This window comes from Sphingobium sp. BHU LFT2, from assembly GCF_018604485.1.
GTDB lineage: Bacteria > Pseudomonadota > Alphaproteobacteria > Sphingomonadales > Sphingomonadaceae > Sphingobium > Sphingobium yanoikuyae_A.
Map to the genome: position 1 here is coordinate 128,859 of NZ_JAFCGW010000003.1, position 22,035 is coordinate 150,893.

Here is a 22,035-nt window from a genome sequence, read left to right on the forward strand (position 1 = left end):
ATAGAATTTGACGATTATGCGCAGATTGCCGCCTCTTACGGCCCTGGAGGCCTTTGTTCAGGTTGCCCGCCTTGGCTCGGTCAAGGCGGCTGCCGAAGAACTCGCCCTGTCGACGCCGGCACTCAGCCGCCGCGTCCAGGCGCTGGAGCGGTTCATCGGACGCCCGCTGTTCGACCGCAAGCATCAGGCGCTGGAGATCAATTCGGAAGGCCAGCGGCTGCTCGACGACATCGCCCCGGCGCTGGATTCGCTCAGCCAGGCGCTGGAGAATATCCAGAGCGGCGGCAACCAGTTGCGCCTGCGCCTGGCGGTGATGCCGCTGTTCGCGACGCAGCGGCTGTTCCCGCATCTGGGCCGGCTGCGCCAGCAGCACCCGCAGCTGCATATCGACATCGAAACGACGCCCCATGCCGTGGCGCGGCTGGGCGAAGGGCTGGACGCAGCGATCGTGCTGGCCAGCAAGGATATCGACCCGGCGCTCTATGCCTATGAACTGGACCATGAGCAGGTCTATCTGATCGGTCGGCGCGAAATGGTGGAAGGCCCCAATGCGCTGGCGTCGCCCAGCGAACTGGCGCAACAGACGATCCTGCTGCATCGCGACATGGCCCTTTCCTTCGACGCGTGGAAGGATGTGGCCGGCATTCCCGATCTGCAACCGCTGGCGATCGACAATTATGATTCCGGCCAGTTGATGCTGGAAGCCGCCGCCCAGGGACTGGGCGTGGCGGTGATGCATGCCAGCCATTTCGAACAGTCGGGCGACCCCCGGCTGATCCGGCTGTTCCCCAATATACGCTGCGACAGCCCCTATCGCTATTATTTCGTCTGTCGCCCGCGCGCGTTGCAGACCCGGTCTGTGCGCATCTTCCGCGACTGGCTGGTGGCGGCAAATATCTGAATCTGCGTAGAAAAAGCGGCATGGATTGAAATCCCTGCCACTTTTGCCGAGCGCCCCCTTAACCTTGATCGGGCGCCTCCGTTATAAGCGGCATGACTGGGGCATCCACATCCACCGCCGGCTCGCACCATGGGCTGACCGACCGCCTTTCCCGCTGGGCCCGTGGCCTGTCCGGCAAGCCGGACGAACCGCAGGTGGAAAGTGAGCCACGCGCGCGCGCCGGCAGTGCGGCCAGCCGCGAGATCAATCGCCGTCGTCGCCTCTATGAGGAAATCGGCGAATTTCTGTTCGCCCATGATCTGGACCTGACGCCGCTCAATTTCGGCGTCGCGCTCGACTATCTGACCGGCGCCAGCATCGGCGTGGAAAAGGCGGTGCAGGCAGTGCTGATGGAGCGCGGCAAGATCAGCAACGCCTGGATGGAATCGCTTGCCGCCAGCCAGCGCACGGACGAGGTGACGCCTGACGCGCTTGCTTCCATGCTCGACAAGGTCGAGGAAAATCTGGACGAATTTACCGGGCTGATGACCGAATCCCGCAATTCGGCCAAGGATTATGGCGCGGCATTGCAGGAACAGGCCAAGGGCCTGGCCGCCGGCGCCGACAATGAGCCGATCCTGGCCCGGCTGGTCAGCCTGACCCGGTCGATGGTGGAAAAGACCCGCCAGGTCGAAACCCAGCTGCGCGAGAACCAGAAGCAGACCCAGGCGCTGAAATCGAGCCTGGAGACCGCGCGTCGCGCCGCCGAGCATGACCATCTGACCGGCCTGCCCAATCGCCGTGCCTTCGAAGGCGTGCTGCGCGAGGAGCTGAAGCTGGCGAAGGAAGGCGACGAGCAATTATCGGTCGCCTTCTGCGACATCGACCATTTCAAGCTGGTCAACGATACCCATGGCCATGAGACCGGCGATCGGGTGCTGAAATTCGTCGCGGGGCTGCTGGCCAAGGCGTCCGATGACCGCTGCCATGTCGCCCGCCATGGCGGCGAGGAGTTCGTCATGCTGTTTCGCGGCAAGACGGCGGCCGAAACCTGCGAGGCGGTCGACGCAGTGCGCGAGGATCTGGCCAATCGCAGCCTGGTCAACCGCACCAATGGCGAGCGGATGGAGCGGGTGAGCTTTTCCGCCGGCGTCGCCAATGTCCTGGCCTATGACGACCCGCGCGCGGCGCTGAAGGCGGCCGACCGGGCGCTCTACCTGGCCAAGGAACATGGCCGCAACCGGGTCTATCTGGCGGCCGAGGCGGACTAAGCCGCTTCGTGCCCGTGCCCTTTAGAAATCCGGCTTTTCATAATGGGTTGGCGGGGTGATGACTTCCATCCGTTCGGACAAGAGCGGGCGGAAGGAAGGGCGTGACTTGAAGCCGGCATACCAGCGCTTGACCGGCTCATGCCCGGCCCAGTCGATGCCGCCCAGATAATCCGCCACCGACAGATGCGCCGCCGCCGCGATATCGGCAAGGCTGAGCGTGCCGCCGGCCATCCAGCTGCGATGGTCGAGCAGATAGTCCATATAGTCCATATGGACGTTGGCCCGGCGCATCGCTTCGCGCAGGACGCGGGCGTCGGGCGAGACGCGCTCGATCAGCCGCTTCTTCATCCGCTCATGCAGCAGCGGGCCAACGACATCGCCGTAGAAATTCTGGTCGAAAAAGGCGGTCAGGCGCCGCACTTCCGCCCGGCCCGCCGCCGTGCCGGAAATGAGCGGGAATTTTTCGACCGTTTCCTCGAAATATTCGCAGATCGCCTGGCTGTCGATCAGCGTGACGCCCTTTTCCTGGTCGACGACCACCGGGGTGGTGCCGGCCGGATTGAGATCCAGAAACTCGTCGCGCATTTCCCAGGGAGATTCGCGCACCAGATCATAGCCGATGCCTTTCTCGCCAAGCAGCAGACGGACCTTGCGGGAGAAGGGACAGAGCGGGAATTGGAAAAGTTGCCACATATGATCTTCTGTTAGGCCGGGGCCGCGCGCCGGGAAAGGCGCAAAAACACAGAAACGCGGCGAAACGCGCATCGCCCCTTTAAGTCGTGCTGCGCGCCTCCTACAACCTGCTGCAAGCGCATGGAATTTAGCGCACAGGAAAGGATAGCTGGATGTCTGACGATTTCTTCCCGGTTCCCTCCCAATGGGCCGCCCAGGCCCTGTTGGACCGGGAAGGCCGCGCGGCCGATTATGCACGCTCGATCGAGGACGCCGACGCCTATTGGCTGGAGCGGGCGCAGCGGCTGGACTGGATAACGCCGCCGACCAAGGCCGACGAAAGCAGCTTCCACGAGGCGGATTTCGGCGTCAAATGGTTCGCCGACGGTGAACTGAACGTCAGCGCCAACTGCATCGACCGGCATCTGGCCGAGCGTGGCGACCAGGTCGCGATCATCTGGGAACCCGACAGCCCGGACGCCGATGTGCGCCGCTACACCTACAAGCAGGTGCATGAGGAAGTCTGCCGCCTTGCCAATGTGCTGAAGGATGCGGGCGCGCGAAAGGGCGACCGGATCACCGTCTATATGCCGATGATCCCCGAGGCGGCCTTTGCCCTTCTCGCCTGCGCGCGGATCGGCGCGATCCACAGCGTCGTGTTCGGCGGCTTTTCGCCCGAGGCGCTGGCAGGGCGTCTGGTCGATTGCGATTCGACCATCGTCATCACCGCCGACGAAGGGCGCCGCGCGGGCAAGACCGTGCCGCTCAAGGCCAATGTCGATGCTGCGCTGGCCGAGGCGCCCTGCGTCAACAAGGTGATCGTCGTGCAGGCGACCGGTGGCGCGGTGCAGATGCGGGAGGGGCGCGACATCTGGCTGCATGAAGCCGCGGCGCAGGTATCGGCCGACTGCCCGCCCGAACCGATGAATGCGGAAGACCCGCTGTTCATCCTCTATACCTCCGGCTCGACCGGCAAGCCCAAGGGCGTGCTGCATACGAGCGGCGGCTATCTGCTGTGGGCCAGCCTGACGCATGAACTCTGCTTCGACTATCGGCCCGGCGACATCTGGTGGTGCGCCGCCGACATCGGCTGGGTCACGGGCCACAGCTATATCGTCTACGGCCCGCTGGCGAACGGCGCGACGACCCTGATGTATGAGGGCGTGCCCAACTGGCCGACCCCGGCGCGCATCTGGGAAGTGGTCGACAAGCATCAGGTCCACACCATCTTCACCGCGCCCACGGCGCTGCGCGCGCTGATGAAGGAGGGCGACGATTATGTGCATTCGACCAGCCGCGCCTCGCTGCGCGTGCTGGGCACGGTCGGCGAGCCGATCAATCCGGAAGCCTGGCGCTGGTATCATGGCGTGATCGGCGAAGGCCGTTGTCCGATCATCGACACCTGGTGGCAGACCGAGACCGGCGGCGCGATGATCGCGCCGATGCCTGGCGCCACCGACCTGAAGCCCGGCAGCGCGACCCTGCCGATGCCCGGCGTCATTCCCCAGATATTGGATGGCGACGGTGCGGTGCAGGAGGGCGCGACCGAGGGCAATCTGGTGATCGCGGGCAGCTGGCCGGGCCAGATGCGCACGGTGTGGGGCGACCATGACCGCTTCTTCCAGACCTATTTCACCACCTTCCCCGGCAAATATACCACCGGCGACGGCGCGCGGCGCGATGCCGACGGCTATTACTGGATCACCGGCCGGGTCGACGATGTCATCAACGTGTCGGGCCATCGCATGGGCACGGCCGAGGTCGAGAGCGCGCTGGTGCTGCATGAAAGCGTCGCCGAGGCGGCGGTGGTCGGCTTCCCGCACGACATCAAGGGCCAGGGCATCTATGCCTATGTGACGCTGAACGCGAACGAGGAGCCGAGCGACGATCTGCGCAAGGATCTGGTGAAATGGGTGCGGACCGAGATCGGCCCGATCGCCACGCCCGACGCGATCCAGTTCGCGCCCGGCCTGCCCAAGACGCGTTCGGGCAAGATCATGCGCCGCATCCTGCGCAAGATCGCCGAGGGCGAAGTGTCCGCGCAGGCGCTGGGGGACGTTAGTACACTTGCCGATCCGTCGGTTGTGGATAATCTGGTCGCCAATCGTCAGGGATAAAAGACACGCCGGATAAGGAACTTATCGTGCCCGTGCGTATCCTTTCGACATAGCTGGGCCGTGCGGGCGGGGTAGCGCGCGCAGGGCCCAGGCGAGACTTCCGTAAAAGGAGCAGCCCATGGCCCGTTACACGTCCGTCGCCCGCCTGTTGCACTGGATCATCGCGATCCTGATTCTGGTCAATCTGTGGCTGGGCTTTGCCCATGACAGCCTGCCCAAAGAATGGAAGGTGATGCCGGTCCACAAGTCGATCGGCCTCACTGTGCTGGCGCTGACGATCCTGCGCATCGTCTGGCGGCTGGGGCACAAGCCGCCGGCGCTGCCGGCCGCGATGCCGGGCTGGGAGAAGCTGGCCGCCCACCTCACCCATATCGCCTTCTACGCCTTCATGCTGATCGTACCGCTGTCCGGCTGGATCATGTCGTCGGCGGGCGAACGGCCCTTGAACTGGTTCTTCCTGTTCGACGTGCCGAAATTCGGCGTGGCCAAGGGCGATGCGATCGTCGGCATCTCACACGAGGCGCATGAGCTGATCCCGTGGCTGTGGAGCGCGCTCATCATCGTCCACATATTGGCGGCGCTGCGCCATCATTTCATGCTGAAGGACGGGGTGCTGCGGCGGATGCTGTGATTGACCCATTCCTCCCCGGCACGGGGAGGGGGACCGGCGAAGCCGGTGGAGGGGCACAGGCCCAATAGCACGGCAGCTAGAGGCACCTGCCCCTCCGTCAGACGCTACGCGCCTGCCACCTCCCCGGCACGGGGAGGAATATTACACCATCTCGCCGGCGAGCAGGCGCGGGAGGGCGCCGGACTGGCCGCGGGCTTCGGCCATGAAGCGGTTCTTGAGCAGGCTGGTGCGCTGCACGGCGGCAAGGCCGGCGCGGCGGACCAGCGAGGGCAGCTTGCCGGGAATGTCGAACAGGCGGACCAGGCCGTCCATCGCGACGCTGGTCATCATCGTGTCGAGCCCGCGCCAGCGCTGATAGCGGGCGAGCAGCTGCGCATCGCCCGGATCGAGGCCGAGGCGCATTCCTTCCACCAGCACCTCGACCAAAGCCGCCACGTCGCGGAAACCGAGATTGAGGCCCTGTCCGGCGATCGGGTGGATGGCATGGGCGCTGTCGCCGACCAGCGCGAGGCGGGTGTCGGTGATGCGCGCGGCATGGTGGAAGCCGAGCGGATAGGAGGAGCGCGGGCCGGCCAGGCTGATCTCGCCCAGGAAGCCGCCGATGCGCTTCTGCATTTCGGCGAGCCAGGCGCGTTCCGACAGCTTGAGCATCGCCGGCGCCTGATCGGTGGGCACGGTCCACACCACGGCGGATCGGGTGCCCGGCAGCATCGGCAGCAGCGCGAGCGGGCCGCCGACATAGAAGATTTCATAGGCAGTGTTGGCGTGCGGCACCTCATGGTCGATCGCGGTGACCATGGCGGTGTGCTTATATTGCCATCGGGTGGTGTTGATGCCCGCCGCCTCGCGCGTGGGGCTGTTGCGCCCTTCCGCCGCGACCAGCAATGCGCCGTGGATCGTCGCGCCGTTCTGCAGCGTCAGGGTGACGCCATCGGCATTGCGATCGACATGGACGGCACGATCGGGCTGGAAAATGGTGAGGTTTTCGACCTCGGCCGCGGTCTGTGCCAGTGCGACGCGCAGGTCGCGATTGGGGAACATCGTCCCCATCACGCCATCGTCCGCGTCCGGCACGAAATCGAGCGCCCCCGGCTCCAGCCCGTCGCTGACCCAGATGCGGTCGATCGGGCAGCCCTTGCCCTCCAGATGCGCGCCGACGCCGATCGCCTGAAGCATAGCATGGCTGGTCGAGCTGATCGCCGAGACACGGCCGTCGAAGCCGGCGGCCGTGGCCTGCACGGGGTCGGCCGGATCGATCACGGCGCATTGCACGCCATGGCGCGAAAGAGCGATGCCCAGGGTGAGGCCAACCAGGCCCCCGCCAAGAATGACGACGTCGAAGCGTTGCATGGGCATCTGTCTAGGCGCTTGAGAGCGCTTTGAAAAGCATCGCCCCCGCTTTCGGGGTGAAAGCGGGGGCGACAAATTGTCTCAGAGTCTTTTTGGAAATGCGCCTACGGCGCATCGGCACCGGCCCACACCCCCACCCGGCCACCCAAACATGGTATCCTGATGGGAGGCCGGGTGGGGGTGCGGGCCGGTGCAGCTCTAAATCAGAGCGTACGGACCCAGCCGGCCGGATCGGCCACGCTGCCGCGCTGGATGCCGGTCAGTTCGGCGCGCAGGCTTTCTGTGACCAGGCCGCCATCGCCATTGCCGACGGTGAAATCGCCGTCGGTGCTCTTGACCGTGCCGATCGCCGTGACGACGGCAGCGGTGCCGCAGGCGAACGCCTCGCGCAGCTTGCCGCTGGCGGCGTCGGCGCGCCACTGGGCGAAGCTGTAGGGCTCCTCGCGGACCTCATGCCCCTTGGCGCGGGCAAGGCTGATGATCGAGTTGCGGGTGATGCCGGGCAGGATGGTGCCGGTCAGCGGCGGGGTGACGATCGAACCGTCATCCATGACGAAGAAGACGTTCATGCCGCCCAGTTCCTCGACCCACTTATTCTCGGCGGCGTCGAGGAAGACGACCTGGTCGCAACCATGCTTGATCGCTTCCTTCTGCGCGACCAGCGACGCGGCATAATTGCCGCCGCACTTGGCCGCACCGGTGCCGCCGCGCGCGGCGCGGGTATAATGTTCCGACACCCACAGGGTCACGGCCTTCTTGCCGCCCTTGAAATAGGCGCCGGCGGGCGATGCGATGACGCAGAAAATATATTCGTTCGACGGGCGCACACCCAGGAAGGCTTCGCTGGCGAACAGGAAGGGGCGCAGATAGAGGCTGCCCTCTCCCGACGGGATCCAGTCCGCGTCAATCTTCACCAGCTGCTCGACCGCTTCGAGGAACATATCTTCCGGGATCGCCGGCATCGCCATGCGTTCGGCGGACTCGGCGAAGCGGCGGGCATTTTCCTCCGGCCGGAACATGGCGACGCTGCCGTCGGCCAGGCGGTAGGCCTTCATGCCTTCGAAGATTTCCTGGGCATAATGGAGCACGGCGCAGGCGGGATCGAGCTGGAACGGCTCGCGCGGACCGACGGCGTGGCTGTGCCAGCCCTGCCCCTCCGTATAGCGGATGGTGACCATATGGTCGGTGAAGAGCCGGCCGAAGCCCGGATCCTCCAGAAGTACCGCGCGCGCGTCCGCCGCCACAGCCTTGCTGCTGGGGGTAACGGTAAAGCGCGACTTCTGTTCGACGTCCATGGTGAGTCTCCTTATGCGTTGGACGGGGGCGCCTATGTCACATCCGGCCCCGCGAAACAATTGGTCATATATACTGACCAATTTTGGAATAAAGAGCCAAGGCGCTGTCGCTGGCCTCTTCCCGTCCCAGCGCGCGCCCTGTATCGCATGCGCCATGCACTTCTTTTCGGACAATGCCACCCCGATCTGCCCCCAGGTGATGGCCGCCATCGCCGGCGCGGACCATGCCGACCATGGCTATGACGGCGACGCGTGGAGCGCGCGACTGGACGGCGCCTTTTCCGACCTGTTCGAAACACCGGTGAAGGCACAATGGATCGCCACCGGCACGGCGGCCAACAGCATCGCGCTCGCCTGCCTGTGCCCGCCCTATGGCGGGGTGATCTGTCATGAGGAAGCGCATATCGTCGTCGACGAATGCGGCGCGCCGGGCTTCTACACCCATGGCGCCAGCCTGATGGCGCTGCCGGGCGTCGGCGCCAAGCTGTTGCCCGATGTCGTGAAGGCGCGGCTGAAGGCGATCCGCCCCGACGTGCATCAGGTGCCGGCACGGGCGATCAGCATCACCAATGCGACCGAATATGGCATGGTCTATAGACCGGACGAAGTCGCGGCGCTGGGCGAGATCGCCAAGGCCCATGGGCTGGGCTTCCACATGGACGGCGCGCGCTTTGCCAATGCGGTGGCGCATCTGGGCTGCGCGCCGGCCGATGTCACCTGGCGGGCGGGGATCGACATCCTTTCCTTCGGCTGCGTCAAGAATGGCGGCATGGTGGGCGAGGCGCTTCTGTTCTTCGGCCCCGAACGCGAGGCGCGGGCAGCGGAAGCGGCGCGCTGGCGCAAGCGGGCGGGCCATCTCTTTTCCAAGGGGCGCTATCTGGCCGCGCAGATATTGGCGATGGTCGAGGATGGACTGTGGCTGGACAATGCCCGCGCCGCCAATGGCGCGGCGCAGGCGCTGGCGCAGGCAGCGGCCGGACGGCTGATGCATCCGGTGGAGGCCAATGAGCTGTTCGTCTGGCTGACCCCGGCGGAAGCGGCGACGCTGCGCGCGCAGGGCTTCGACTTTTATGATTGGGGCGAGGGTGCGGCGCGGCTGGTGACCAACTGGTCGCAGGATGCGCAGAGCGTTGCACCACTGGCCGCCGCGATCCGGGCCTTGGGGCATCATGACGCCTGACGACAGGGCGCAGCGCGGGATGGAGCGCGGCGGCATCGCCCTGCCCTTCATACTCGTCACCCTGATCTGGAGTTCGACCTGGATCGTGATCCGCGACCAGTTGGGCAGCGTGCCCGCAAGCTGGTCGGTCTGCTATCGCTTCCTGCTGGCGGGGCTTGCAATGGCCGCGTTCGCGCGGATGCGCGGCGTGTCGCTCAATATCGGGCGGGGCGGGCTGGTCTTTGCCGCGCTGCTGGGCACGGCGCAGTTCGTGCTCAATTTCAACTTCGTCTATCGCGCCGAAGTCTATCTGACGTCGGGCGTGGTGGCGGTGGTCTATGCGATGCTGCTGATCCCCAACAGCATCCTGGCCTGGATCTTCCATCGCCAGCCGGTCAGCCGGGCCTTCATCGGCGGGTCGGTGATCGCGACGGCGGGCATCGTGATGATGCTGGTGCATGAATATCGCTTTGCCGGGATCGACCCGGACAAGGTGGTGCTGGGCGCGGCCTTTGCCTGTGCCGGTCTGATGAGCGCATCGACCGCCAACGTGATGCAGGGCATGGACATCGCCCGCCGCCTGCCGATGATCGCGGTGCTGGCCTGGGCGATGCTGATCGGCGCCGGGATCGACGCCGCCTTTGCCTGGATCACCACCGGGCCGCCGGTGATCGAGCCGCGGATCGGCTATCTGCTGGGCATAGGCTGGCTGGCGCTGGCGGGATCGGTCGTCACCTTCCCGCTCTATTTCGGGCTGATCCAGCGCATGGGCGCGGGTCGGGCCGCCTATACCAGCGTACTGATCCCGGTAATCGCGATGCTGATCTCCACGGTGGTGGAGGGCTATCGCTGGAGCGGGCTGGCCGTGCCGGGCGCGCTGCTGGCGATCGCCGGGATGGTGATCGCGCTGCGGGCGAAAACTAGAGCCTGATCGCCTGAGGTGGAAGCGCTTCGCGCTTTCACCGATGGCGTGAATCAGGCTCTATTCTATGATTCTAGAGCCTGACGCCGCCGGGCTGGTAGCGCAGCTTGGCCATGTTGAGGCGGGCGATCAGGCTGCTGAGCGATTCCGGTGCGGGGGCCGCGCGATCAGGCACGGACATGGCGTTGATGCGGTCACCGAGCGTGGAAACAGTCTTGTCGATGCTGGTCATGACACACCCTTGTTGATGCGGTAATCCCGCTTTCGGCGCACGCTGGTTAACGGGGCGTAAGCCATGCGACGAACCGATCAGCAAGGCTGATTTTCTTCCACAAGACAGGCCCTTAGACCTTCGGCATGGGTGGGGTAAAGAGGTTTCCAGCTGAGCAGCCGTCGTGCCCGGCCATTGGCGACGCGGCGGTTTTCGGCATAGAAGGCCAGCGCCTGGGGCGAGAGGTCCGCCTGTTCCAGCGACAGCAGCGGCGGCAGCGGCTGGCCCAGCAGTTCGCAGGCCGTCGCGATCACATCATTCTGGGCGCAGGGCCGGTCGTCGGCCAGATTATAGGCGCCGGGCGGGCCGTCAAAGGCGGCGATGATGCCGCCGACGATATCGTCGACATGGACGCGGCTGAATATCTGTCCGGGCAGGGCGATGCGGTGCGCCTTGCCGGCCCGGACGCGATCGAGCGCGGAGCGGCCAGGACCATAGATGCCGGGCAGGCGGAAGCGACGGACATCGGGCCGCAAGGCGCCCCAGGCGAGATCGGCGCGGGCGCGGGCGGTGCGGCGCCCCTGCCCCACAGGGCTCGCCTCATCGACCCAGGCGCCGGCCGCATCGCCATAGACGCCGGTCGAGGAGAGATAGCCGACCCACAGCGCCGGCGCGGCGGCGATCGTGGCGCCATAACGGGTGAGGACGGGGTCGTCTTCGCCCTCGGGCGGGACGGAGGAGAGGATATGGGTGGCGCCGGCGATGGCGGCGCGGACGGCGGGTTCATCGTCGAAGGCGATCGCCTGGGCATCGGCGCTGCGGCGGACGCCCGTCACCCGCCAGCCCTCGGCCCGCAGTCGGGCGGCCAGGCGGGAGGCGCTATAGCCCATGCCGAGGATCAGCATGTGCAGCATCGGCGCCCTCCCCTTGAGGCCAGTATCAGACCGTGAAGCTCTCGCCGCAGCCGCAGCTGCCCTTGGCATTGGGATTGGCGAAGACGAAGCCTGCGGTGAAATCATCCTCGACCCAGTTCATGGTCGAGCCGATGAGATAGAGGACCGAGGCACCGTCGATGTAAAGGACGCCACCGGGGGTCTCGATCTTCTCGTCGAACTTGGCCTCTTCCGTCACATAGTCGACCGAATAGGCAAGGCCCGAGCAGCCGCGCTTGGGTGTCGAGAGCTTGACCCCGATCGCGCCTTCCGGTGCCTGCGCCATCAGCTCGGCGATGCGGCCTTCGGCGCTGGGCGTCAGCATGACGGCGGCGGGGCGGGCACGAGTCTTGGTGGTCGTCTCGGTCATCAGAGCATTCCCAGTTCGAGCTTGGCTTCGTCCGACATCTTGCCCGGATCCCATGGCGGATCCCAGACGAGGTTCACCTCGACATCGCCGACGCCGGGCACCGCGCCGACGCGCAGCTCGACTTCGCCGGGCATGGACTCGGCGACCGGGCAGTGCGGCGTGGTCAGCGTCATGGTGACGACGGCATGACCGTCGCTGGTGACGTCGACGCCGTAGATGAGGCCGAGATCATAGATGTTGACCGGGATTTCCGGGTCGAAGATTTCCTTCAGCGCATCGATGATGCCGTCATAGAGATCGCCGCCCGGCTCGCCGGCCGCGACTTCGCTGGGCTTCTGCGCCAGGAAACCGTCAAGATAGTCGCGCTGGCGCGGAGCGGCCTCCGCCTCTTCCACGCGCGCCTTGGGCGGGGTTTCCACCGCGTCGACTTCTTCCACCATGAACTTCTTTTCCTCGGTCATCCGAAGATCTTCCTTACCCGTTCGATGCCCTTGACCAGCGCATCCACGTCGCTGTCGTCGCTATAGATGCCGAAACTGGCCCGTGCGGTCGCCTCGACGCCCAGATGCCGCATCAGCGGCTGAGCGCAATGATGGCCGGCGCGGATCGCGACACCCGTTTCGTCCAATATGGTGCCGACATCGTGCGGATGCACCCCCTCCACCTCGAAAGAAAGGATGCCGGCCGAATCTTCGGGGCCAAAGACGCGCACGCTGTTGATCTGGCCGATCGCGGTGCGGGCCTTGGCCACCATGGCGCATTCATGGGCGTGGATCGCGTCGAGGCCGATGCCCTGCACATAGTCGATCGCCGCCGACAGGCCGACGACGCCAACGATATGCGGCGTGCCTGCCTCGAACCGGGTCGGCGCGGGGGCATAGGTGGTCTTTTCGAACGTCACCTTGTCGATCATCGATCCGCCGCCCTGATAGGGCGGCATGGCGTCGAGCAGTTCCTTACGCCCCCACAGCACGCCGATGCCGGTCGGGCCGTAAAGCTTGTGCGCGGAGAAGACGTAGAAATCGCAGTCCAGCGCCTGCACATCGACGGCCAGGCGGGGAACCGCCTGACAACCGTCGATCAGGATTTTCGCGCCGACCATATGGGCGATGTCGGCGGCGCGGCGGCAATCGAGCACGCTGCCGAGCACGTTCGACACATGGGCGAGCGCGACCATGCGGTGCTGCGGCGTGATCATCGCGCGCATCGCGTCGAGATCGATCCGGCCATCATCCGTCAGCGGCACCACGTCGATATGCGCACCGACCTTTTCGGCGACGATCTGCCAGGGGACGATATTGCTGTGATGTTCCAGCGTGGACAGCAGGATGCGGTCACCCGCCTTGAGCTGCGTGCCGGCCCAGCATTGGGCGACCAGATTGATACCCTCGGTCGCGCCGCGGACATAGACGATCTCGCTGTCCGACGCGGCGCCGATGAAGCCGGCAACCTTGCGCCGGGCAGCCTCATAGGCGAGCGTCATATTGGCCGAGCGTTCATAGACGCCGCGATGCACGGTGGCATAGTCCGGGCCATAGGCACGGGCGATCGCGTCGATCACGGCGGTCGGCTTCTGCGCGGTGGCGGCGCTGTCGAGATAATGCCAGTCGCCGACACCGGGGAAATCGTCCCGCAGGCGCAGGCCTTGGGCGAGATCGGTCATACCAGCGTCCCCAGCTTGACGAGCGCCGCTGCCTCGAATCGTTCGCGCAGATCATCCTGCGCGACATCGTCGAACACGCCGGCGACGAAGGCTTTCAGCAGCAAGGTCTTGGCGGTTGCCGGGTCCATGCCGCGCGAGGCCATGTAGAAGAGCGCCTGCTTGTCCAGTTCGCCGACGGTCGCGCCATGGGCGCATTTCACGTCGTCGGCATAGATTTCCAGTTCCGGCTTGGCGTTGGCCGTGGCGGTGCGGTCGAGCAGCATCGCCTTGATCGACTGGAAAGCGTCGGTGCGCTGGGCATCGCGGGCGACATTGATGCTGCCGAGATAATTGCCGGTGGCATGGCTGCCCAGGATCGAGCGGACGGTCTGGCCGCTGGTCGCGTCGGGCTGGGCATGGGTGACGCTGGTGATGATCTCCAGCGTCTGCTCGCCACCGCCGATGATCGCGCCGTTCAGCTCGAAATGACTGCCCTTGCCGAGCGTGACAGCGAAGGTGACACGTCCCAGCTTGCCGCCAATGTTGAGCAGATGGAAATCGAACCGGGCACCGTCAGCGATATCAATGACATAGTCATGCACAGCGGTCGCGCCATCGGCCGCATCCTGCAGCAGATGGTCATGCGCGCTTTCGCCCTCCGCCACCGTGATCCGGGTCGCGGCCGGCACCGGCCAGACGGCGGCAAGTGCGTCAAGATCGCTGTAACGCCAGGCTTCATCCTTGCGCGTGGGGAGAGCGAGGAGGGTCACGCCGCGATCACCTCGGAATAGCCTTCGCTTTCGAGCTGCAGCGCCAGTTCGGGGCCGCCCGACTTGACGATCCGGCCGGCGGCCAGAACGTGGACGAAGTCCGGCTTCACATAGTCGAGCAGGCGCTGATAATGGGTGATCAGCAGCACGGCCTTGTCAGGCTTGCGCATGATCGCGTTGATGCCCGCGCCGACGGTCTTGAGCGCGTCGATGTCGAGGCCCGAGTCGGTTTCGTCGAGGATGGCAAGCTTGGGATCGAGGATGCCCATCTGCACCATTTCGGCGCGCTTCTTCTCACCACCGGAAAAGCCGACATTCACCGGACGCTTGAGCATCTCCATGTCGAGGCCGAGCAGGCCGGCCTTTTCCTTGGCCAGCTTGATGAACTCGCCGCCGTTTAGTTCCTTCTCGCCGCGCGCGCGGCGCTGCGAATTGAGGCTTTCGCGCAGGAACTGCAGGTTGGAGACGCCGGGGATTTCGACCGGATATTGGAAACCCAGGAACAGGCCAGCAGCGGCGCGCTCATGCGGGTCCATGGCGAACAGGTCTTCGCCCTCGAAGGTCGCGGTGCCGCCAGTCACGTCATAGTTGGGGCGGCCGCCCAGCGTATAGGCGAGCGTCGACTTGCCGGCGCCGTTCGGCCCCATGATCGCGTGGATTTCGCCCGCATTGATCTGCAGCGACAGGCCCTTGAGGATCGCCTTGCCGTCGATTTCGTTGGTGAGATTGTCGATATTAAGCATGATTTTGTCCCGGCAAAGCGGCTTGGATTTCAATCCTCCCCTGGAAGGGGAGGTGGCAGGCCAAAGGCCTGACGGAGGGGTGTCCCGCTATCGAGAGGGGCAACACCCCTCCACCGGCTTCGCCGGTCCCCCTCCCCTTGCAGGGGAGGATGAGAAGAACACCCATCGCCCTTAGTCCTTGTGCGCGCGCTCGAGCGTCCGCGCGGTCCAGAAGGCCATGTCGCGCACGTCGCCCGGCGCGGGGAAGAGCGTGTCGATATGGCGCTTGATCGGCATATAGGGCCACCAGTCGGCGTCCGGTTCCGGCGCGCCCTTTTCCAGCAGCGCGACGACGAATTCGCTGACCGGGCCCATGCGGGCAAGGTTGGGTGCCTTCGCCTTGTGGAAGGCCTTGTCGCTCCGCAGCTTCTCGGTCATGGCGATGTCGCCCTTTTCCAGCGCATCGCGGCATTCGGCCTGATAGGCGTCGAGGTCGCCGAAATCCTTGACGGCGCGGGCGGCAAGCTCGCCCTCTTCCAGCTCATAATCCTCGGTCAGGATGCGGATCGCAGCGGTCCATGCCTGGCCATTGCCGACATCCTCCGCGAAATCGGCGAGGGCATCCTGGATATCGTCTTCGTCGCTCAATTTTCCGTCCTTCAAAATCTCTGTTCTATCGCCACCCCGGACTTGCTCCGAGGCCCTGCTGCCTTCACGCCCCGCCCAAGAAAAGCGGGATGCCGGATCAAGTCCGGCATGACGAGAAGATGCAGGACAAATTTAGCCCACACTGCCTTCCAGGCTGATTCCGAGCAGCTTCTGCGCTTCCACCGCGAATTCCATCGGCAGTTGCTGCAGCACTTCCTTGGCGAAGCCGTTGACGATCAGGCTGACCGCGCTTTCCTGGTCCAGGCCGCGCTGCATCGCGTAGAAAAGCTGGTCGTCGCTGATCTTGCTGGTGGTCGCCTCATGCTCGATCTGGGCGCTCGGATTGCGCACCTCGATATAGGGCACGGTGTGGGCGCCGCACTGGTCGCCCAGCAGCAGGCTGTCGCACTGGGTGAAGTTGCGCACGCCTTCCGCGCCCGGCGCGACGCGGACGAGGCCGCGATAGGTGTTGTTGGAGCGGCCGGCCGAGATGCCCTTCGACACGATGGTCGAGCGGCTGCCCTTGCCATTGTGGATCATCTTGGTGCCGGTGTCGGCCTGCTGCAGATTGTTGGTGAGCGCGACCGAGTAGAATTCGCCGACGCTATTCTCGCCGTTCAGCACGCAGGACGGATATTTCCACGTAATCGCGCTGCCGGTTTCCACCTGCGTCCAACTGACCTTGGAGTTGCGGCCCTGGCAGAGCGCGCGCTTGGTCACGAAATTATAGATGCCGCCCTTGCCGTTCTCGTCGCCCGGATACCAGTTCTGGACGGTCGAATATTTGATCTCCGCATCGTCGAGCGCGACCAGTTCCACCACGGCGGCGTGGAGCTGATTTTCATCGCGCATCGGCGCGGTGCAGCCTTCGAGATAGGAGACATAGGCGCCATCATCCGCGACGATCAGCGTGCGTTCGAACTGGCCGGTATTTTCCGCATTGATGCGGAAATAGGTCGACAATTCCATCGGGCAGCGAACGCCCTTGGGAATGTAGACGAAGGTGCCGTCGGAGAAGACCGCGCAGTTCAAGGTGGCGAAGTAGTTGTCGTGCATCGGCACGACCTTGCCCAGCCACTTCTTTACGAGGTCCGGAAATTCGCGCACCGCCTCGCTGATCGAGCGGAAGATGACGCCCGCTTCCTCCAGCTCCTTGCGGAAGGTGGTGGCGACCGAGACCGAGTCGAACACGGCGTCGACCGCGATCTTGCGGCTGCCCTTCACGCCGGCGAGCATTTCCTGCTCGGCGATGGGGATGCCCAGCTTCTGATAGGTGGCGAGAATCTCGGGATCGACCTGATCCAGCGAATCCAGCTCCACCTTCTTCTTGGGCTCGGCGTAATAATAGGCGTCCTGGTAATCGATCGGCGGAACGTTGAGCTTGGCCCAGTCCGGCGCTTCCATCTTCTGCCACATGGCGAAGGCCTTCAGGCGCCAGTCGAGCAGCCATTGCGGCTCGTTCTTCTTGGCCGAGATGAAGCGGACCGTATCCTCGTTCAGGCCCTTGGGCGCGAAATCCTGCTCGATCGCCGACGACCAGCCATGCTCATAGGTGGAGGCGCGCTCGGCGGCCTCCAGCGCTTCCTGATTACGGACGGTGGTAGCTTCTTCAGTCATGCCATTTCTCGTGTCAGGCTGGCGATGGTCACGTTCGCGAGCGCTTCGCGGATCGCGTTGTTCGCCAGATTCATGTGCGGACGAATGCGGCAATCCTGTTCCAGATTGCAGTCATGCGCCCCCTGTTCGCTGCAGGCGGTCATGGCGATGGGGCCTTCGACCGCCTCCACCACGTCCGCCAGGGTGATCGTGGCGGGCGGGCGCGACAGGCGCACGCCGCCACCGGTGCCCCGGCTCGATTCGAGCAGACCCGCCGCCGACAGCCGGCTCACCAGCTTCTGCGCGGTGGGCAGCGGGATGCCGGTTTCGGCGCTGAGCGTGGTCGCGTTCATCTTGGCCGCACCGCAGTGGCGGGCGGCGGCAGACATCAGCACGACGGCATAATCGGCAAAGCTCGATAATTTCATGCGTGTTGCGAACCATTCTCAAATCGGATCGAATCAATCCGATTGGGCATGTGGTCCCACTCGCCCCCGGAATCAAGGCATTTTTCCTACCTTGGGAGTCTGTTTGGAAAATGCGCGAAAGAGCGCATTTTCAGAGCCGCACCAGCCCACACCCCCACCCGGCCTCCCAGACATGATACCCTGATGGGCGGCCGGGTGGGGTTCAAACGAGTCGCGTGCCTCGTTTGAAGGCCGGTACGGATACGCCAAAGGCGCATTCCAAACGGCGATCAGCTCAGCCGGTTGAGCACCGCGACATCGCCGCCCAGCGTGCGGCGGAGCAGGGTGAGTTGGACCACGGCGGTCGGTTCGGTCTGGAGCTGGTGCGGGGTCATGCCGATGAAATGCTTGATCTCGCGGATGAAATGCGACTGGTCGTAGAAGCTGCCATCGTCGCACAGCGCCTGCCAGCTTTCATGGTCGAGCGCGATCCGCGCGCTACAGCGCAGGGCGCGATATTTGCGGGCGAGCAGCTTGGGCGGGGCGCCATAGAGTTTGTTGGTGATGCGGGCGAGCTGGCGCGGCGACAATTCGGTCATCTCGCTCAGCACCTCGATCCGCGGCGATCCTTCGCCGATCAGCCAGCTGTCGATCGCCCGCAGGATCGCCCAGGTCGCTTCGGGCAGCGGCTTGATCCGTTCGCCGAGGAAGGACCAGGTGAGCGCGGCCATGGCGTCGCCATCCTCCATGCGCTGCAACTGGGCGAGCAGGTCGAGAAAGCCGTCGTCCCGTTCCGCCGCCAGATCACACAGGCCATCAGCCAGCTTGTCAGCGTCGCCGCCATGCAGCGCCAGCCAGCCGGCCGGCAGCAGCGACACGCCCAGCAGCCGGGTCGGCGCATCCAGTTCGAAGCGGGTCGCGCCCTGCGTGGGGCCGATCAGGCCGACCGCGGGGGGCCGCTGCACCGATCCATCCTGAAAATGATAGCGACCATCGCCCCGCAGCATCAGCCGCAACTGCGCGACATCGGCGCGGGTGACGTCGGCATAATGGTCGGCGGCCACGGAAAATATGTAGAGCGAGCCGAAATAGGGTCGGACCTTTTCCGGCGGGGTGAAATAGCGCAAGCGGACCGGGCCCTGTTCGGCATCCACCGAATAGGACAATGGCCCGCGATTATCCGGCACCACCCCCCGCGCCGCACTCAGCGGCAGATCCCAATGTTGCGGCCCCATAGTTTCACCCCAGTGGCGGCATTATGAGCGCGGCCAACGACCGTGCAAGAGCCATGACGTCACCATGACGATTTTTCGCCACAGCGTTGCAACAAAAAAATGACCCGGCAGCTTTCACTGCCGGGTCAGGAAAAGGTCTCATCAGCCAAAATGGCCTAGAGCCTTCGGGTCGCAAGACGGCTTTAAGCCCGAATCGGTGGAAGATTATTGGACAGATCGGACATCTGACGACCGAAAAGGATCGCATTCATGACGTTTTCTGTCATGAAATGACGCAAGGGAATATGTTGTTGCAATAACGCAACACGACTCGACCTGCGCAGGCACCGCTGGCATAGCGCGGCCATGTCCTATCGCCTGATCCGTCCGCTCTTCTTCGCGCTCGATGCCGAGCGCGCCCATAATCTGTCGATCGCGCTGCTGCGGATGATGCCGACCCCGGCCCCGCTGAAGGCCGACCCGATGCTGGCACAAACGGTGGCGGGCATCGCCTTTCCCAATCCGGTCGGTCTGGCGGCAGGCTATGACAAGGATGGCCAGGTCGCGCACAAGATGCATGGACTGGGCTTCGGCTTTGCCGAACTGGGCACGCTGACCCCGCTGGCACAGCCGGGCAATCCCCAGCCGCGCCTGTTCCGGCTGGTCGAGGACAGGGCAGTGATCAATCGCTTCGGCTTCAACAATGGCGGCCAGGGCGCCGCCGCCGACCGCATCGCCCGCTATCGCCGGCCGGTGGGTGACGGGCCGGTGATCGGCATCAATATTGGCGCGAACAAGGAAGCGACGGCGGCCGGGCGCGCCAATGCCGATTATGCCACCGGCGTTACCTGCATGGCGCCGCTGGCCGATTATCTGACCGTCAATATCTCCTCGCCCAACACGCCGGGGCTGCGGGCGTTGCAGGGCCGGGCGGCGTTGGACGACCTGCTGGGTGCGGTGATGGCGGCACGACCCGTCGGCGGCCCGCCGATCTTCCTGAAGGTGGCACCCGACCTGGAGCCGGCCGATATCGAGGATATTGCCGCCGCCTGCATCGACCATCGGATCGACGCGCTGATCGTGTCGAACACCACCATCACCCGCCCGGCGCTGCAATCGCCCCATGCGAGCGAGACCGGCGGCCTGTCGGGCGCGCCGCTGACCGATCTGTCGCTGGGCAAGATCCGCGATTTCCGGCGGCTGCTGGGCGACCGGCTGCCGCTGATCGGCGTGGGTGGCATCGCCAATGCGGAGCAGGCCTATGCCCGCATCCGTGCCGGCGCCTCGCTGGTGCAGGTCTATAGCGCGCTGGTCTATGAAGGCCCCTATCTTGCCAAGCGGATCAATGATGGCCTGAAGGCGCTGATGGCGCGCGATGGCGTGCGACATATTGGCGAGGTGGTGGGGATCGACGCCTGATCCGTCCTTCCCGGACATGATCGAAACAAGACGGGTTGCGAAACGAAATGCGAGCTTTAGGGTGCCGGCCATGACCTCCCGCCTGACCGGCCTGCTGGCCCCCTTCGCCCTGATTGCCCCCCTTGCCCTGGCGCCCGTAACCGCCCTGGCGCGCGAGCCGGTGGCGTTGAATGCCACCGTGTCCGCCGCCGATCCGCGCGCGGCGGCAGCGGGGCAAGAAATATTGCGCAAGGGCGGCAGCGCCACCGACGCGGCGATCGCGATGATGCTGGCGCTGAACGTGGTCGAGCCGCATAATAGCGGCATCGGCGGCGGCGGCTTCCTGATGCATCATGACGGCGCGAGCGGCGTGCTGGAATCGATCGACGGGCGCGAGACCGCGCCGGCCGCCGCCCGGCCCGACCGTTTCATGGGCGCGGACGGCAAGCCGCTGCCCTTCGTCCAGGCCTGGCCGGGCGGCTATTCGGTCGGCGTGCCGGGCAATCTGCGCATGGCGTGGGAAGCCCACAAGAAATGGGGCAAGCTGCCCTGGGCCGACCTGTTCCAGCCGGCGATCCGGCTGGCCGACGACGGCTTCCAGTTGGGCGAGCGCACCGCCACGGCGCTGAAGGCCTTGCAGAATATCTGGGCCGATTTCCCGGAAATCCGCAGCTATTACTGGATCGACGGACAGTTGCCGGCGGTCGGCACGACGCTGAAGAATCCGCCGCTCGCCGCCCTGTTCAAGCGGATCGCGGCGGAAGGTCCGGACGCCTTCTATCTGGGCGAGAATGCGCAGGCGATCGCCAAGGCGGTCACCACTGCGCCGCGGAACCCGGTGCCGATGACGACCGACGATCTGGCCAATTACCAGGTCAAGGACCGCAAGCCGGTATGTGGCCATTATCGCGTCTATACGGTGTGCGGCATGGGGCCGGCGTCGGCCGGCGGCATCACCGTGCTGCAGGTGCTGGGCATGGTCGAGCGCTTCCCGCTGGCGCAGTGGGGCAAGGATGATCCGCGCTCCTGGCACGTCATCGGCGAAGCGATGCAGCTCGCCTATGCGGATCGCGACACCTGGCTGGGCGACCCCGAGTTCGTCCATGTGCCGATCGCCGGGCTGATCGATCCCGCTTATTTGAAGCAGCGGTCGGGCGAGATCCGGCTGAACAAGGCGCTGGGTGCCTATAAGCCCGGCCTGCCCGCCGGGGCGCAGCCGCGCACCAGCGCCCTGCCCCAGCCGGAAAGCGGCACCAGCCATTTCGTCGCGGTGGACCGCAATGGCGACATCGCGGCCTGGACATCGACGATCGAGAGCTTCTTCGGCAGCCAGCTGGTCGCCAATGGCGTGGTGCTGAACAATGAGCTGACCGATTTCAGCTTCACGCCCGAGAAGAATGGCGCGCCGGTCGCCAACCGGGTGGAGCCGGGCAAGCGGCCGCTGTCGTCCATGTCGCCGACCATCGTCTATGACGACAAGGGCATGCCGATCTTCACCGTCGGCGCGGCCGGCGGCAAGACCATCATCATGCAGGTCGCCAAGGCGCTGATCGCCCATTTCGACTGGGGCCTGTCGGCGCAGGATTCGATCGCGCTGGGCCTGGAATTCTTCAATGGTGACGGGCTGGTGCTGGAACAGGGCACGTCGCTGGAAGCGATGAAGGCGCCACTGGAAAAACTGGGCCACCGCGTCATCATCTCGCGCCTGGGCCTCAAGGCCAATGCCGCCGAGCGGACCGCCGACGGCCACTGGATCGGCGCCGCCGACCCGCGCAGCCCCGGCGTGTCGCTGCAGGAATAAGGCAGGCGATCATGGCGAGCGCAGCGT

The 22,035-nt window shown here is 65.2% G+C and carries 22 protein-coding genes; 8 read left to right on the forward strand and 14 right to left on the reverse strand.

Annotation, left to right across the window (positions count from 1 at the left end; all coding sequences use genetic code 11):
• The first annotated feature begins 16 nt into the window (after positions 1–16).
• Together JQK15_RS07920 and JQK15_RS07925 are read left to right on the forward strand one after the other, a co-directional pair.
• Positions 17–901, forward strand: a complete 885-nt coding sequence (locus JQK15_RS07920) for a LysR substrate-binding domain-containing protein (protein WP_004209412.1) — start codon at positions 17–19, stop codon at positions 899–901.
• Positions 902–993: 92 nt separating this feature from the next.
• A complete protein-coding gene (locus tag JQK15_RS07925; protein ID WP_214864733.1) occupies positions 994–2,151 on the forward strand; it encodes a GGDEF domain-containing protein in 1,158 nt (385 codons plus the stop codon).
• Positions 2,152–2,172: 21 nt separating this feature from the next.
• Here the strand turns inward: JQK15_RS07925 and JQK15_RS07930 are convergent, their stop codons facing one another.
• Positions 2,173–2,844, reverse strand: coding sequence for a glutathione S-transferase family protein (locus tag JQK15_RS07930; protein ID WP_004209410.1), 672 nt, complete (start codon positions 2,842–2,844; stop codon positions 2,173–2,175).
• Positions 2,845–2,996: 152 nt separating this feature from the next.
• Between JQK15_RS07930 and acs the strand changes: the two genes are divergently transcribed.
• Both acs and JQK15_RS07940 read left to right on the forward strand, forming a co-directional pair.
• Positions 2,997–4,940 (forward strand): acetate--CoA ligase, encoded by a 1,944-nt coding sequence (acs, locus tag JQK15_RS07935; RefSeq protein ID WP_214864735.1) that lies wholly within the window; start codon positions 2,997–2,999, stop codon positions 4,938–4,940.
• A gap of 118 nt (positions 4,941–5,058) precedes the next feature.
• The gene (locus JQK15_RS07940; protein WP_214864737.1) at positions 5,059–5,571 is read left to right on the forward strand and encodes a cytochrome b; all 513 of its coding nucleotides are present in this window, start codon (positions 5,059–5,061) and stop codon (positions 5,569–5,571) included.
• Positions 5,572–5,712: 141 nt separating this feature from the next.
• Here the strand turns inward: JQK15_RS07940 and JQK15_RS07945 are convergent, their stop codons facing one another.
• Together JQK15_RS07945 and JQK15_RS07950 are read right to left on the reverse strand one after the other, a co-directional pair.
• On the reverse strand, positions 5,713–6,921 hold the full coding sequence (locus JQK15_RS07945) for a UbiH/UbiF/VisC/COQ6 family ubiquinone biosynthesis hydroxylase (RefSeq protein WP_214865127.1): 1,209 nt from the start codon (positions 6,919–6,921) through the stop codon (positions 5,713–5,715).
• Between the two features lie 203 nt (positions 6,922–7,124).
• A complete protein-coding gene (locus tag JQK15_RS07950) occupies positions 7,125–8,216 on the reverse strand; it encodes a branched-chain amino acid aminotransferase (protein ID WP_010335497.1) in 1,092 nt (363 codons plus the stop codon).
• A 154-nt stretch (positions 8,217–8,370) separates the two neighbouring features.
• On the opposite strand from JQK15_RS07950, the gene JQK15_RS07955 reads away from it, so the two are divergent.
• Positions 8,371–9,396: a threonine aldolase family protein gene (locus JQK15_RS07955; RefSeq protein ID WP_214864739.1), complete on the forward strand. Its 1,026-nt coding sequence runs from the start codon at positions 8,371–8,373 to the stop codon at positions 9,394–9,396.
• A complete protein-coding gene (locus JQK15_RS07960; RefSeq protein WP_251007651.1) occupies positions 9,386–10,306 on the forward strand; it encodes a DMT family transporter in 921 nt (306 codons plus the stop codon). Before JQK15_RS07955 ends, JQK15_RS07960 begins: the two co-directional genes overlap by 11 nt.
• Positions 10,307–10,370: 64 nt before the next feature.
• On the opposite strand, the gene JQK15_RS07965 is transcribed toward JQK15_RS07960, so the two are convergent.
• The 11 genes from JQK15_RS07965 to JQK15_RS08015 form a co-directional block, all read right to left on the reverse strand.
• The gene (locus tag JQK15_RS07965; protein WP_004209402.1) at positions 10,371–10,529 is read right to left on the reverse strand and encodes a hypothetical protein; all 159 of its coding nucleotides are present in this window, start codon (positions 10,527–10,529) and stop codon (positions 10,371–10,373) included.
• A 77-nt stretch (positions 10,530–10,606) separates the two neighbouring features.
• A complete protein-coding gene (locus JQK15_RS07970; RefSeq protein WP_214864741.1) occupies positions 10,607–11,422 on the reverse strand; it encodes a Rossmann-fold NAD(P)-binding domain-containing protein in 816 nt (271 codons plus the stop codon).
• Between the two features lie 25 nt (positions 11,423–11,447).
• Positions 11,448–11,810, reverse strand: coding sequence for a HesB/IscA family protein (locus JQK15_RS07975; RefSeq protein WP_017503694.1), 363 nt, complete (start codon positions 11,808–11,810; stop codon positions 11,448–11,450).
• Positions 11,810–12,271 (reverse strand): SUF system Fe-S cluster assembly protein, encoded by a 462-nt coding sequence (locus JQK15_RS07980; RefSeq protein ID WP_010335502.1) that lies wholly within the window; start codon positions 12,269–12,271, stop codon positions 11,810–11,812. Before JQK15_RS07980 ends, JQK15_RS07975 begins: the two co-directional genes overlap by 1 nt.
• On the reverse strand, positions 12,268–13,473 hold the full coding sequence (locus JQK15_RS07985) for an aminotransferase class V-fold PLP-dependent enzyme (RefSeq protein WP_214864743.1): 1,206 nt from the start codon (positions 13,471–13,473) through the stop codon (positions 12,268–12,270). The genes JQK15_RS07980 and JQK15_RS07985 overlap by 4 nt, the downstream gene beginning before the upstream one ends.
• Positions 13,470–14,222, reverse strand: coding sequence for a SufD family Fe-S cluster assembly protein (locus JQK15_RS07990; protein ID WP_214864745.1), 753 nt, complete (start codon positions 14,220–14,222; stop codon positions 13,470–13,472). The genes JQK15_RS07985 and JQK15_RS07990 overlap by 4 nt, the downstream gene beginning before the upstream one ends.
• The gene (sufC, locus tag JQK15_RS07995) at positions 14,219–14,965 is read right to left on the reverse strand and encodes a Fe-S cluster assembly ATPase SufC (protein ID WP_037508099.1); all 747 of its coding nucleotides are present in this window, start codon (positions 14,963–14,965) and stop codon (positions 14,219–14,221) included. Before sufC ends, JQK15_RS07990 begins: the two co-directional genes overlap by 4 nt.
• A gap of 171 nt (positions 14,966–15,136) precedes the next feature.
• Positions 15,137–15,592 (reverse strand): hypothetical protein, encoded by a 456-nt coding sequence (locus JQK15_RS08000; protein ID WP_214864747.1) that lies wholly within the window; start codon positions 15,590–15,592, stop codon positions 15,137–15,139.
• A 132-nt stretch (positions 15,593–15,724) separates the two neighbouring features.
• On the reverse strand, positions 15,725–17,209 hold the full coding sequence (gene sufB, locus JQK15_RS08005) for a Fe-S cluster assembly protein SufB (RefSeq protein ID WP_214864749.1): 1,485 nt from the start codon (positions 17,207–17,209) through the stop codon (positions 15,725–15,727).
• The gene (locus JQK15_RS08010) at positions 17,206–17,616 is read right to left on the reverse strand and encodes an RrF2 family transcriptional regulator (protein ID WP_004209390.1); all 411 of its coding nucleotides are present in this window, start codon (positions 17,614–17,616) and stop codon (positions 17,206–17,208) included. The genes sufB and JQK15_RS08010 overlap by 4 nt, the downstream gene beginning before the upstream one ends.
• Before the next feature lie 269 nt (positions 17,617–17,885).
• Entirely contained in the window at positions 17,886–18,830 is a 945-nt protein-coding gene (locus JQK15_RS08015; protein ID WP_214864751.1) for a helix-turn-helix domain-containing protein, read from the reverse strand.
• 345 nt (positions 18,831–19,175) lie between these two features.
• Here JQK15_RS08015 and JQK15_RS08020 point away from each other — a divergent pair, with 345 nt between their 5' ends.
• Positions 19,176–20,228, forward strand: coding sequence for a quinone-dependent dihydroorotate dehydrogenase (locus JQK15_RS08020; protein ID WP_214864753.1), 1,053 nt, complete (start codon positions 19,176–19,178; stop codon positions 20,226–20,228).
• Between the two features lie 70 nt (positions 20,229–20,298).
• Complete coding sequence (gene ggt / locus JQK15_RS08025; RefSeq protein WP_214864755.1) at positions 20,299–22,008, forward strand: gamma-glutamyltransferase; 1,710 nt, start codon at positions 20,299–20,301, stop codon at positions 22,006–22,008.
• Positions 22,009–22,035 lie beyond the last annotated feature (27 nt).